Source organism: Delftia sp. K82 (assembly GCF_002193035.1).
In the GTDB taxonomy this organism is placed as follows: Bacteria; Pseudomonadota; Gammaproteobacteria; order Burkholderiales; family Burkholderiaceae_C; genus Comamonas; species Comamonas acidovorans.
Genome location: NZ_MYFL01000001.1, coordinates 1,810,841 through 1,823,293, shown reverse-complemented (window position 1 = coordinate 1,823,293; position 12,453 = coordinate 1,810,841). Strand labels below are relative to the sequence as shown.

Below are 12,453 nucleotides of genomic sequence, written 5' to 3'. Positions count from 1 at the left end.
GCCTCAGGACATCCAGGACCTGGGCGCCACAGGCCCGCTCGCGTCAGGGGATCCCTCGCCTCCCTGGGCCAGCCCCTCGCCCTGGCTGCCGGACTTTCGCACCAGTTGCAGGATCTGGTCGAGCTGGTCATGCTCGACGGCGATCGAGTGCAATCTGAACAGCACATACGGAATGAGGACGCTGGCGCAGGCCATGGCCGCCAGCGCCGCCTGTTGATGGGAGCTGTCGACGAAGAACGCCGTCAGCAAAAAGATGGCGCCGATGATCGAGCCTATGAAAACAAGCAATCTCATACATTCCCTCTATTTTCAGCAATCGTACCCAAATGTGACTGACGTGAGTAGAGGCATGCGCGCTGTGGGGTTGCCCGTCGCCAAAAGACCACGGGCGGCAAAACCGTTTTCCTGCGGCAGCCCGAATGCATGCCCTGCATGCGCGACGCCATACCGCATGCTCCAAGCGCAAGTCTTCGAACTCTTTTGACTTGATTCAAATCAACCTGCCGCCCCCGATCCTGTCTATGCTTGAGGCAGCCATACAAAGCATCCATGGCGACAGACCGCCTGCCGGTCCATGGCCCTCGGATGCCAGCCACCTCACCCGCTTTTCAAGGAGAAAACAATGGCAAAGCAATGGAAGCCCGTCCTCTTGGCCCTCGCAATGACTGCCGTCGCCGCGCCTGTGCTGGCCGCCGACTGCGCCGTCGAGATCGAAGGCAATGACGCCATGCAATTCAACAAGCCCACCATCAGCGTGCCCGCCAGCTGCAAGCAGTTCACGGTCAAGCTCAAGCACGTGGGCAAGCTGCCCAAGACGGCCATGGGCCACAACTGGGTGCTGAGCAAGACGGCCGACCTGCAGCCCGTGGCCAATGACGGCATCGCCGCTGGTGCGGCCAAGGACTTCGTGAAGGAAAAGGATGCCCGCGTGATCGCCCACACCAAGGTGATCGGCGGCGGCGAGACCGACTCCGTGACCTTCTCCACCGCCGCCCTGAAGGCCGGCGAGGCCTACAGCTACTTTTGCTCCTTCCCCGGCCACTCCGCTCTGATGAAGGGCACGCTGACGCTGGCCAAGTAAGCCGGCGATCTGCCTTGGCGCGGGGCCTTGTGCCCCGCATTCCATACGGCGGCACTTCGGTGCCGCTTTTCATTTGCGGGGGCCAGGCAGGCCGCGCTTGCCTGGCCCGCCGTTCCCAGCCGATCCCCACCGCTCTGCTTGGCCTCTCAGTGCCTGCTGGTGGTCCTGCCGTGCGGGCGGCCCTGCATTTCCACGCAGCCCTTTTGCATCAGGCGCAGCAGCAGCTGGGTCCAGCTGGCGTCGGCCCATTTGGCGCTTTCCAGCACCAGGGAGCGCGCGGCCTGCAGGCCGTCGCCGGGCTGCAGCTCCACGCGGAAACTGCCGCGTTCGCGCTGGGCCGTGACGGCCACCACGCTGCCCAGCAGCGCGATGTCATGCGAAGGCCTGGGGCCCTGCGGGCCGTCCAGGTCCACGCGCAGCACGCAGCCGGGACGCAGTTCGTAGGTCCAGCGATGGTCGGCGTGGCCGGCCGCGCCCATGACGTTCATTTCGGCAAGCCGCTGCTCCTGGGTCATGTCGTAGGGGCTGATGATGGGCGCCTGCTGTTGCGGGTAGCCCTGCACGCCGTCCAGGCAGGCGGCCATGAAGACCACGGCCGCCGCGCATGCCAGCAGTTTCCATGCGCCGCGCGGGCCCCGGCGTTCAGCGCGCGGCATGGGCCGCACCGCCGTCTTCATCGCCCGGTACCTGCAGCGACACGTCCACGCGCATGGCCAGCACCTTGTCGATGGCCTTGCCGTCCATGTCCACCACCTCGAAGCGCCAGCCTTCCCATTGCACGGTGTCGGTGACACGCGGCAGCCGGCCCGTGAGCAGCATGACCATGCCGGCCAGCGTGTGGTAGCGGCCGCGCTCTTCCTCGGGCACGGTGGCCAGCTCCAGCCGGTCCTTGAGTTCGGGCACGGGGATGTGGCCGTCCAACAGCCAGCTGCCGTCCTCGCGCTGCAGCGCCCAGGAGTTGCGCGGATCGCGGGGCTGGAACTCGCCCGTGATGGCCTCCACCAGGTCCTGCAGGGTGACGATGCCCTGGACCTCGCCGTACTCGTCGATCACGAAGGCCATATGCACGTCGGACAGGCGAAAGCTCTCCAGCAGTTCCATGCCGGTGATGGTCTCGGGCACATAGAGCGCGGTCTGCATGGGCTGGTCGGTCAGGCCCTGCTCCTTGCCCTGCAGCGCGCGCGACAGCCACTGGCGCGCGTTGAGCACGCCGATGATGGAGTCCATGCCGCCGCGCACCACGGGAAAGCGCGCGTGGTCGGACTGCTCGATCACGCGCAGGTTGTCCTCGAACGGCGCATCGGCATCCAGGCAGACCACGTCGCTGCGCGGCACCATGAGCGAGCCGATCTGGCGGTCATCGAGGCGGAACACGTTGCGCACCATGGTGTGCTCGTGCGATTCGATGACGCCGGCCGTCGTGCCTTCGGCCAGCATGGCGTGGATTTCTTCCTCGGTGACGGCGCTGCCGCTGTTTTCCTTGACGCCCAGCAGGCGCAGCAGCGCATGGGTGGACACGGACAGCAGCACCACGAAGGGCTTGGTCAGATGGGCCAGCCAGTTGACTGGGCGTGCGATCAGGCGCGCAAAGGTCTCGGGATAGGTCTGGCCGATGCGCTTGGGCACCAGCTCGCCGACGACGATGGAGAAATAGGTGATCAGCACCACCACCAGCGCCGTGGCCGTGTAGCCGCCATAGGGCGCGGGCACGCCCATGCGCTGCAGCCACTCGGCCAGGGGGGCGGCCAGCGCGGCCTCGCCGACGATGCCGTTGAGCACGCCGATGGAGGTGATGCCGATCTGGATGGTGGACAGAAAGCGCGTGGGGTCGGCCCCCAGCTGCGCGGCGGCGGCGGCGCCGGCATCGCCCTCGTCAATGAGTTTTTGCAGGCGCGCCTTGCGCGCCGTCACCAGCGCGATCTCGGACATGGCGAAGACGCCATTGAGCAGGATCAGCGCAAAAAGTATGGCAATTTCCATGATGCGTGTTGTGGGAACCGGGAGCCGCAGTTGCGGCAGAAAGGGCCCATGCGGCGATGGGTCCGGGAAGAAGGAACGCCAGGGGCCAGCCCGGCAGCCGGGCATTCAGGACAGGGCCCGAAGCGGCAGAGGCACCGCAGGCGCAGGGCACTGCAGGTCAGAAAAACGGCAATGGGGGATCAGGCTGCCCGGGGAGGCCGGTCGGGCGGTGCCAGGCTGCGCCAAGGGCCTTCGCGCAGGCTGGCGGTGATGTGGCGCCCGGCCTGCAGGCGGGGTGCCGGCATGCCGTCCACGGCATGCACGACATCGGGGAGGTCCTGCTGCTCGTCCATCAGCGCGTGGTCGAAGTCATCGAGCAGGGAGACCGTGTCCACCCGCGGCGCTGCCGTGCGCTCCGGGCCGGCGCAGGCGGCGCGCGAGTGGACACCGGGCGGCTCGCATGGCTCGTCCGGCAGGGCGCGCCATGGCGCAAGCCCCAGCGTGGACAAAGCCACGCTGACGACGAAGTGCAGGGAGAAAACCGCGATGAACCATCTGGACATGGTCCTCGGATTCTATCCATGCCCGTGACCCGCAGACAGGCAGGCCGCCTGTCCACCGCTGTTCGCCGCTTCCTACAAGCGGCGCGCCGGAGCCGTGGAAACATGCGCCACGGCCCACTCTCCGCCCTCTGCCATGAAAGCCATCCATACCCTTTTCACCGTGTTGCACGCCCTCATCGCGCTGCTGTTTTCGCTGGCCGCCATGGCCCTGCTCTGGATCGCGGGCCTGAAGGGCTGGAACGCCATGGCGCATGGCGTGGATGGCGAATCGGGCCTGCGCATCGTCGAGGCGCTGGGCATCCTGGCCTCCGGCGTGGTTGCACTGCAGATCGCCCAGACCATCACCGAAGAAGAAGTCATACGCGAGGCCCACATCAGCGGCCCCACGCGCGTGCGCCGCTTTCTCTCGCGCTTTCTGGTGGTGCTGGTCGTCGCGCTGGCCGTGGAAGCACTGGTCGCTGCCTTCAAGACGCAGGAAGAACCCGCCCACCTGCTCTACCCCGCCGCCCTGGTCAGCGCCGTGGGCGTCCTGCTGCTGGGCTGGGGCGCCTTCATCCACCTCAACCGCTCCGCCGAGGAGCTGGAGCCCGAGGCCATGGAAGAAGCCAAGGGCGAGGACCACAAGGTCAACAAGTCGTGAGGGCCAGGCCCGCGCACGCCGTAGTTGACAGGCCGCATCGCCGGCCTCAGGATGCGCGGATGGTTTTTGCCACGCACCGCCTCACGACCACCACCACGACCGCCAACGGCGGAGCGTGGACGGATACCTGAGCGCCGCAAGGCAGCCACCATCCCCCAAGGCCCCGCCCACGATGGATGGGGCCTTTGCGTTTCTCCGTGCATCCAGGGCATCACCGGAGAGACTTCATGCAGATTCCCCCTTCCACCGCTTCCGCCCCTTCCGACCCTTCCGCCGCTTCCTCCCCCTCCTCGACGGCCGCACCGGACGGCCCACGGCGCGCCCTGCTCGTCATCGACATGCAGCAAGGTCTTTTCAACGGCAGCGATGCGCCGTTCGACAAGGACCGCGTGCTGGCGAACACCCGACAACTGATCGCCCGCGCCCGTGAAGCCGGCGCGCCCATCTTCGCTGCGCGCCACACCGGCCCTGCAGGCTCGCCGATCGCCCCGGGCAGCCCGCTCACGCAGCTGCTGCCGCAGCTGGGCATCGATGCGCAGCGGGACCGCGTCTTCGACAAGACACGGCCCAGCTGCTTCGAGGGCACCGGCCTGGCCACCTGGCTTGCCGAAGCCGGCATTGCCGAATTGGTCATCGCCGGCATGAAGACCGAGTTCTGCGTGGACACCACCTGCCGTGCCGCAGCCGGCCTGGGCTTTCGCCCGGTGCTGGTGGCGGATGCCCATACCACCACCGATTCGCCGCTGCTGCAGGCCGGGCTCATCATCGGCCACCACAACCGCACGCTGGGCGGCGCCTTTGCGCAACTGGTGCAGACTGCGGACTGCCGGTTCTGAACGGACTTCGCGCATGATGGCCCTGGACGCGTCACGGGTCGTGCCGTGGCAGCCTTGCATCAAACCAATATGAATGATTTCCGTTAACTGGTTCATGACGTGCGCAGGCCTGGCATGCTGGCCTGCAGCGCACCACAGGAGCGAGCAATGCCCGAACCTCTTGCACCGTCGGCCGGCCCGGCTTTCACCGATGCGCCGCCCTCCACGCCCCGGCAGGAAAAACTGTCCGACGTCAGCGAGACGCTGCGCATTCCGCTGACCGCCCGCGCCCTGGGCGAGCGGCTGTTCCCGGGCATGGCCGTCAGTGACGCCCACGCCTTGGACACCCTGACCCAGCTGGGCGACGACGGCAGCCGCTGGCTTCAGGACAGGCAGAGCATCTACGGCGTGCTGGCGCGCACGCACTGCTTTCGCGCGCTGGCGCAGGACTTTCTCCGGCGCCAGCCGCAGGGCCATGTGGTGAACCTGGGCTGCGGCCTCAGCGACTATTTCCAATGGCTGGACAACGGGCAGATGCGCATGACGGATGCGGACCTGGGGCCGGTCGTTGCACTGCGCAGGCAGTTGCTGCCCTGGCAATCGGAGCGCCAGGAGATCCGCGAATTCGACCTGGCCGACGCCGACTGGTGGCGGCGGCTGGGACTGCCGGCCGACAGGTCAGGGCCTGCCGTGTTCATGATGGCCGAAGGCGTTTCCATGTACCTGCAAAAAGAGCAGATACAGGCGCTGTGGACCACGTTTGCGCAATGCAGCCCGCCGGGTTCGGAACTGGTGTTCGACGCCATGTGCTGGCTGGCCGCCGGGGGCGCAAGCCAGCACCCCTCGGTCCGGCTCACCCAGGCCCAGTTCCATTGGGGCCTGCGCCGCGAGGCCGATCTGGCGCAAGCCCATCCGCGCCTGCAGCTGGTGGCCGCGCACCAGGTGATGGAAGGCTACGGCCCGCCCTACTCGCTGGTGGGGCCGGCATTCCGCTGGACCTTTGGCGTGCACTTCTATGCCATCTACCAGTTGAAGTCGGTCGAGACGGCGGCTTAGGCCGATTGAGCAGCCGCAACGAAAGATGCCCGGTCAAGCCGGGCATCTTTGTTTCAGGGAACCAGGATCAGCCTTCGTCGGCCGCGCTGGAGGACAGGGCCAGGGCCAGGCCTTGCACCAGGTCTTGCCCGGGCTGCCATTCGCGCACAAAGCGGTTGCGCGGCGGCCGCAGGGCTTCGCGGCCGGCCGAGACGGGCGTGCCCACATACAGCAGGCCGACGAGCCGGTCATGGGGCTCGAATCCCAGGGCCTCGCGCACACGGGTATCGTGGCTGTTGGCGCCGCTGGCCCAGAAGCCGCCAAAGCCCAGGATGTGCAGGGCGTTGAGCATGTTCATGGCGGCAGCGCCACCGGCCAGCAGCTGCTCGCTTTCAGGCACCTTGTGCTCGGGCTGCAGGTGCACGCCCAGCGCAATGATCAGCGGGGCAGACAGGGCCTTGGCGCGAAATCGCTCGGCGTCGGCCTGCGGGTCACGCGCCTTGGCGGCCTGCACGAATACCTCGCCCAGCGCATGGCGCGCATCGCCCTGCACCAGCACGAAGCGCCAGGGGCGCAGCTGGCCGTGGTCGGGGGCGCGCAAGGCCGCGTCGATGACGGTGTCGATCACGCCGGGGCCGGGCGCCGGCTCCTGCAGCGGCCAGCGCGACTGGCGCGACATCAGCAGGTCCAGCGCGGCGCGCTGCTCGGGGGTCAGGGATCTGTCGTTGGTGCTCATTCGTTGTCCTGCAGCGCAGGCTGCCTTGCCTGCACGGGCTGTGCCGGTGATTCGGGTGGCAGCTGCGAGCACGCGCCGCAATGGCCGTACAGGGCCAGGCGGTGGTCGGCCAGGCGGTAGCCGTGGGCCTGGGCCACCTGGTGCTGCAGCGCCTCGATGTGGTCGTTGCTGAATTCATCCACGCGTCCGCACTGCAGGCAGATCAGGTGGTCATGGTGCGGCCCCTCATTGAGCTCGAACACCGCCTTGCCACTTTCAAAGGTCTGGCGCAGCAGCAGGCCTGCGGCCTCCAGCTGCGACAGCACGCGGTAGACGGTGGCCAGGCCCACCTCGGCACGCCGCTCGGCCAGCAGGCGGAACACGTCCTCGGCATGCAGGTGGCGCGATGCGCTCTGCCTGAAGATTTCCAGCACCTGCATGCGCGGCAGCGTGGCCTTCAGGCCGACGCTGCGCAGTTCGGGTTCGCCACCCGGGCTCAGGGGCATCTTGCTGCGTGTCATGCGGTGGTGTCTCCGTGTGTCAGTGTCATGGCGGGGTTGTCGCCGCCTTCGGCACCCCGGTGTATGCGGACAATGCGCAGCGCATCGGGCTGCTCCACCAGCACGCAGGTCTTGCCCGTGCGCTGGCAATGGTCCTGCATGCGCCAGTACTCGCCGTGGCTCAGGCAGCCGGTCTGGCAGATCACCAGATCGGCCTCGCGCAGGCTGGCCTCGAAGGCCTCGGCGTCCTGTTCGGGCTCCCGCGCAGGCATGGCGGGCTGTGCCAGGGGCGCGGCCGTCTGGCGCTGCCAGCGTGCGCGCTCGCGCAACAGGTCCTGCACGCGCACCAGCAGCGACTCCACGCGCCGTGCCAATGTGACGCGGCGCGAGAGGCCGGGAATGGCATTTTCCAGCGCCTCGCGCTCCTCGCGCGCCCACAGCAGCTGGGTTTCCTTGGCCATCAAGGCAGCGCGCTGGCGGATCACCAGCCTTTGCAGCCTCTCTATTTCCTGGGCTTGAAGGCACAGCAGCTCGCTGCTGCGCAACTGGGCGTGGCCGTAGCCACGCAGCAGCACCTGGTGCTCATGCGCCAGTTGCTGAATGTCGTCCAAGGTCTGGGTCATGGTTTCCTCGGCAAACCTGAGCATTGCGCGGTGGTCGCGCGAAGGCCTTTGCGCATGGCCCTGTGCGGCACGGGCCTGGCTTGCCGGCAAGGCAGTGTGCTGCGGTGCAAGCCGGATGCGCTGGCAAATCAGTGAGAATGATTCTTATTAAATCATGAAATGCCGGCCGTCAAACCGATGACCGTACGCCGTCTGGTGCGAAGGCCGCACCGGCGCAGATGCGCTTGCAGGGCGGCCGTCAGCGCCCTGCCATGTACAGCAACGCAGGCCTGCGCCCGGCCTGCCGTTGCCTGTCCGACCTGCTCAAAGACCCTTGAGCAGCCGGCCGTTGACCTCGGTGCCGTACAGCGAGAACGGGGTGTCGTGGAACTGCTTGCGCGTGTCGGCCACGTTGCCGGTGAAGCGCGGGTCCTGCGGGCGCTCCATGCTGTTGATGTAGGTGGCCACGTCCCAGGCCTCCTGGTCATCCAGCGTGGGGTTGCCGTAGGGCATGTTGCCCTTGATGAAGCTGGCGGCCTTGTCCACCTCATGCGTGCCCGCGCCCCAGTTGTAGGACTGCTTGCCCCACAGCGGCGGGAACACGGTCACGCCGCCCGCTTCCTGGCCCTGGCCCTGCGCGCCGTGGCACAGCGCACACTTGGCCTCGTAGACCTTGGCGCCGCGCTCGAAGCTGGGCTCCTGCGCGGCCTTGCCCACCTTGGTGAAGCCCGCGCCCGGCAGCTTCTCGCCCGTGGGCGCCTTCTGGGCCATCCAGTAGGCGTAGGCCTCCAGCGCCACGAGGATGTCGTGGCCGTCGTCGGGGGCCTTGCCGTTCATGCTGTACATGAAGCAGCCACGCACGCGCTCGGCGAAGGTGTCCACGTGGTTGGTCTTCTTGCGGTAGGCCGGGTACAGCGGGTAGGCACCCCACATGGGTGCGGCGCCCTTGAGCCGGCCTGCGTCCAGGTGGCAGTTCACGCAGTTGAGGGTGTTGCCCGAAAAGCCCACGGCGTTGGCCGGCGTGCGCAGGAAGATGGCCTCGCCACGGCGGATCCACTCGCCCATGGGCGTGTCGGGGATGTCGCGGGCGCCGGGGGGTGTGAAGGCGCCGCCGTCGGCAGCCACTTTCACGGCCTGGGAAGTGACCTGGGCATTCGCATTTGCATCGGCCCTGGCTGCGGTGGCAGCCGCAGCGGGGACCGCGCCCACGCGGGCCGGCGCAGGTGGCATGTCTGGCTGGCTGATGTACATGCCATAGGCGAGCGCGCCCGCCAGGCCGGCGAACAGGCAGGCGACGACGGCGTACTCGGCGGTATTGGAGTTTTGAGAGGCGCGGGTGGGTTGTGTGTCGGACATGTTCGGCTCCCGGTCCATCAGGGTTTGGCTGGCGCGGAGGCCGTGGCTGCGGTGCTGGTGCTGGGGCTGGCGCCATGCAGGCGGGCGTAGTAGGCCGCCACGGCCTGGATGTCCGCGGGCGTGAGCTTTTGCGCGACCTTGCCCATGAGGCCCAGCGGGCCGGCCTCGCGCTGGCCCTTGTTCCAGGCGGCGACCTGGCTTTGCATGTAGTCGGCCGTCAGGTGGCCGATGGCCGGGAAATCGGCGCCCACGCCCACGCCGCCCGGGCCGTGGCATTGGGCACAGGCGGGAATGCCGTCCGCCCAGCGTCCGCGCTCGACCAGCCAGGCGCCATCATCGTCCTTGCCCTTGGGCAGGGGGCCGCGCACGGGCTGGATGGGCAGCGGCAGGCTGGCGTAATAGGCGGCCACATCGGCGCGGTCCTGGGCCGACAGGGCCTTGGCCATGGGCGCCATCACGGGGGCCTGGCGGCTGCCGTCGGCCAGGTGCTGGAGCTGGCGCGCCAGATAGCCGGCGTGCTGGCCGGCCAGGGCCGGAAAGCCCGCCATGCCCTCGCCCTTGGCGCCGTGGCAGGTGGCACATGCCGCCGCACCCTGGGGCGTGCCCGACTGGGCGATTTTCTGGCCAGCTGCTGCACTGCCTTGCACCGCAGCTGTGGGCGCTGCTGCCTTGGGCGCGGCTTCTTGCGCCCAGGCGCTGCCCATCAGCATGCAGATGCCGATGGCGATGCACGACCGGGACAGGGTCTGTTTGTTCATGCGGATCATCGTGGGAAGAGGCATTTGCCCTGCCATGCGTCCGCGCCACGCACCCAGGAGCGCACGGCTGCGGCGGACAGGGTCGAATAGGGATACCGGCCGCCGCCCCGCAAGGCGCAATGCCCGCAGGGCTGGCCAGCCAGGCCCGCACGATACGGAGCCGAGATTAAGCCGGCGTTAATGGGCCAGGGTCCGGGGCCTGCGGGCCCGGGCCGTCCGCCAGCGGCAGGTACAGGCGCGCGACCAGGCCGCTGGCCTGGCCTTCCTCGGGCCGCCACAGGCTGCGCGGCTGCAGCAGCAGGCAGCCGCCTGCGCATTCGGCGATGCGCTGCACGATGGGCAGTCCCAGGCCGCTGCCATGCTCCTGGGGACGCTTGCGCCAGAAGCGGCGCGTGGCCTCTTCGCATTCCTCGGCGCTGAGCCCCGGGCCGTGGTCGGCCACGGTGAACTCCACATAGCCCGTGCCCGGCTGCTGCGTCTTGCCCGGCATGGTGCCAATGGGGCGCACGGCCAGTTCCACGGGATGCTGCGGCGCATGGCGCAGGGCGTTTTCCAGCAGATTGCGTAGGGCCGAGACCAGCAGGGGCTCGGAGATGGCCAGCGGCCAGTCCTGCACGGGCTGGCCGTTGTCCAGCCATGTGCGCAGCGCGGGCGCTGGGGCCTGGGCGCTCACGGCATTCACAGCCAGTTGCCAGGCCTTGTCCAGCGCCTGCAGCGCATCGGCAGGCGCATCGCCGCAGGCCAGCACGGAGGCAGCGCCAGGTTCATGCTGCTCCAGCCGCGCCAGCAGCAGCAACTGCTCCAGCGTGTGCTGCAGGTGCTCCACGCCCTCGCCCGCCTGGGCCAGCGAATCGCGGGCCATGGAGCCGGGCGGCGCGGCCAGAAGGCCGGCAGGCATGCCGGGCGCCGCCAGCGCCATCTGCGCCACCTGCACATGGGTCTTGATGGCGGTGAGCGGCGTCCGCAGCTCATGGGCGGCGTCGTCGCTCCAGCGGCGCTCGCGGTCGATGGCGGCGCGCACGCGATGCAACAGCTGGTTGAGCGTGCCCACCAGCGGCGCCAGCTCGCGCGTCTGCAGGCCCTGGGCCACGGGCGAGTCGTCGCCGGGCGGGCGGCGCGCCAGTTCGCGCCGCAGGGCCTCCAGCGGCCTGAGGCCCTGGGTCACGGCCCACCACATCAGCCCCATGCTGGCCAGCAGCGCCAGCACGAAGGGCAGGACGATGGTGTAGGCAAAGCCGTGGATCAAGCCCTCGCGCACATCGATGCGGTCGGCCGTGGCGATGCGCACGCCGTGGTCCTCCAGCACATAGGTGCGCCAGGGCTTGCCCCCCTTGATGATGGTCGAGAAGCCCAGCGGCATGCTCTGCGGGAACACGGGACTGCCTTCGGTCTTGGCCAGTACCTGCGGCAGGGCCGATTCGGGCCGCACGGGCTGGACCTCGCCGCGCACCAGGCTGACCTCGCAGGCCACGCCGTCGCGCGCGATCACGTTGAGCATAGGGCTCCAGTCCTGCGGCAGCTCCCGGGCAGGCCGGAACTGGTGGACGATGCCTGCCACCATGCGCGCCGAGGCGATCAGCCGGTCATCCAGCACGGTGCGCAGTTCGTTGCGCATGTCCGAGAACATCCAGGCCGCCACCCCGCCCCACAGCGTGCACAGCGCCAGGCACAGACATGCCAGCAGGCGCACGCGCAGGCTGCGCATCATGGGTGCAGGCCCAAGCGATAGCCCTCGCCGCGCACCGTCTCCACCAGTTCATGGCCCAGCTTGCGGCGCAGGTGGTGCACATGCACGTTGACGGCATTGCTCTCCACGTCCTGGCTGTAGCCGTAGAGGCTGTCGCGCAGTTGCTCGGTGCTCAGGATGCGGCCCGGCGACTGCAGCAGCGCGCGCAGCAGCGACCACTCGCGGCGCGACAGCTCCACCGTGCGGCCCTGGCGCTGGATATGGCCTGCAGCGGGGTTGATGCGCACCTCGCCCAGCTCGATCCAGTCCACGCTGCGGCCGGCCGCGCGGCGCAGCAGCGCATGCAGGCGCGCCGCCAGTTCGTGCAGGTCAAAGGGCTTGACCAGGTAATCGTCGGCGCCGGTCTGCAGGCCTTCGATGCGCTGTGACACGGCATCGCGCGCCGTCAGCACCAGCACGGGCACCTGCAGGCCCTGGCCGCGCCAGCGCGCCAGCAGCGAGAGGCCATCCTCGTCCGGCAGGCCCAGGTCCAGCACGCAGGCATCGAAATGCGAGGAACGGATGGCCGCATCCGCCTGCCCGGCCGAGGCCACGGTATCCACGCCGAAGCCCTGCAGCTGCAGGCCGGCTCGCACGCCGCTGGCCACCAGCGCGTTGTCTTCCACCAAGAGAACATGCATGTTGTTGTCCGCAGGGCCTGGCGCCAAGCCCCGCCGTCTGTATCCAAGTCGGGAACGAAAAG

15 protein-coding genes are annotated in these 12,453 nt (G+C 68.6%); 4 read left to right on the top strand and 11 right to left on the bottom strand.

What is annotated here, in order from left to right:
• Window positions 1-3: 3 nt before the first annotated feature.
• A complete protein-coding gene (locus tag KDK82_RS07905; protein ID WP_088164488.1) occupies window positions 4-294 on the bottom strand; it encodes a hypothetical protein in 291 nt (96 codons plus the stop codon).
• A gap of 328 nt (window positions 295-622) precedes the next feature.
• Here KDK82_RS07905 and azu point away from each other — a divergent pair, with 328 nt between their 5' ends.
• Entirely contained in the window at window positions 623-1,081 is a 459-nt protein-coding gene (gene azu, locus KDK82_RS07900) for an azurin (protein WP_088164487.1), read from the top strand.
• Between the two features lie 146 nt (window positions 1,082-1,227).
• On the opposite strand, the gene KDK82_RS07895 is transcribed toward azu, so the two are convergent.
• The 3 genes from KDK82_RS07895 to KDK82_RS07885 all read right to left on the bottom strand — a co-directional run bounded on the left by KDK82_RS07895 (window position 1,228) and on the right by KDK82_RS07885 (window position 3,603).
• Window positions 1,228-1,737, bottom strand: a complete 510-nt coding sequence (locus KDK82_RS07895; RefSeq protein ID WP_088165464.1) for a hypothetical protein — start codon at window positions 1,735-1,737, stop codon at window positions 1,228-1,230.
• A complete protein-coding gene (locus tag KDK82_RS07890; protein WP_088164486.1) occupies window positions 1,724-3,061 on the bottom strand; it encodes a hemolysin family protein in 1,338 nt (445 codons plus the stop codon). Before KDK82_RS07890 ends, KDK82_RS07895 begins: the two co-directional genes overlap by 14 nt.
• A gap of 179 nt (window positions 3,062-3,240) precedes the next feature.
• Window positions 3,241-3,603 carry a hypothetical protein gene (locus tag KDK82_RS07885; protein ID WP_088164485.1) on the bottom strand — a complete coding sequence of 121 codons (363 nt, stop codon included), beginning with the start codon at window positions 3,601-3,603 and terminating at the stop codon, window positions 3,241-3,243.
• 133 nt (window positions 3,604-3,736) lie between these two features.
• Here KDK82_RS07885 and KDK82_RS07880 point away from each other — a divergent pair, with 133 nt between their 5' ends.
• The 3 genes from KDK82_RS07880 (at window position 3,737) to KDK82_RS07870 (ending at window position 6,114) form a co-directional block, all read left to right on the top strand.
• On the top strand, window positions 3,737-4,243 hold the full coding sequence (locus KDK82_RS07880) for a hypothetical protein (protein WP_088164484.1): 507 nt from the start codon (window positions 3,737-3,739) through the stop codon (window positions 4,241-4,243).
• Window positions 4,244-4,470: 227 nt separating this feature from the next.
• Window positions 4,471-5,079 carry a cysteine hydrolase family protein gene (locus tag KDK82_RS07875; RefSeq protein ID WP_088164483.1) on the top strand — a complete coding sequence of 203 codons (609 nt, stop codon included), beginning with the start codon at window positions 4,471-4,473 and terminating at the stop codon, window positions 5,077-5,079.
• 147 nt (window positions 5,080-5,226) lie between these two features.
• Window positions 5,227-6,114 (top strand): class I SAM-dependent methyltransferase, encoded by an 888-nt coding sequence (locus KDK82_RS07870; RefSeq protein ID WP_088164482.1) that lies wholly within the window; start codon window positions 5,227-5,229, stop codon window positions 6,112-6,114.
• Between the two features lie 67 nt (window positions 6,115-6,181).
• Here KDK82_RS07870 and KDK82_RS07865 read toward each other — a convergent pair whose 3' ends face one another.
• From KDK82_RS07865 to KDK82_RS07835, 7 genes are all read right to left on the bottom strand, one after another.
• Window positions 6,182-6,829: a nitroreductase gene (locus KDK82_RS07865; protein WP_088164481.1), complete on the bottom strand. Its 648-nt coding sequence runs from the start codon at window positions 6,827-6,829 to the stop codon at window positions 6,182-6,184.
• On the bottom strand, window positions 6,826-7,329 hold the full coding sequence (gene fur, locus KDK82_RS07860) for a ferric iron uptake transcriptional regulator (protein ID WP_012206037.1): 504 nt from the start codon (window positions 7,327-7,329) through the stop codon (window positions 6,826-6,828). Before fur ends, KDK82_RS07865 begins: the two co-directional genes overlap by 4 nt.
• Window positions 7,326-7,931: a DUF2325 domain-containing protein gene (locus KDK82_RS07855; RefSeq protein ID WP_088165463.1), complete on the bottom strand. Its 606-nt coding sequence runs from the start codon at window positions 7,929-7,931 to the stop codon at window positions 7,326-7,328. Before KDK82_RS07855 ends, fur begins: the two co-directional genes overlap by 4 nt.
• A 303-nt stretch (window positions 7,932-8,234) precedes the next feature.
• Window positions 8,235-9,266 carry a c-type cytochrome gene (locus KDK82_RS07850; protein WP_088164480.1) on the bottom strand — a complete coding sequence of 344 codons (1,032 nt, stop codon included), beginning with the start codon at window positions 9,264-9,266 and terminating at the stop codon, window positions 8,235-8,237.
• A gap of 17 nt (window positions 9,267-9,283) precedes the next feature.
• A complete protein-coding gene (locus tag KDK82_RS07845; protein ID WP_088164479.1) occupies window positions 9,284-10,033 on the bottom strand; it encodes a c-type cytochrome in 750 nt (249 codons plus the stop codon).
• 157 nt (window positions 10,034-10,190) lie between these two features.
• On the bottom strand, window positions 10,191-11,732 hold the full coding sequence (locus KDK82_RS07840) for an ATP-binding protein (protein WP_088164478.1): 1,542 nt from the start codon (window positions 11,730-11,732) through the stop codon (window positions 10,191-10,193).
• Entirely contained in the window at window positions 11,729-12,391 is a 663-nt protein-coding gene (locus tag KDK82_RS07835; protein WP_012206042.1) for a response regulator transcription factor, read from the bottom strand. Before KDK82_RS07835 ends, KDK82_RS07840 begins: the two co-directional genes overlap by 4 nt.
• Window positions 12,392-12,453 lie beyond the last annotated feature (62 nt).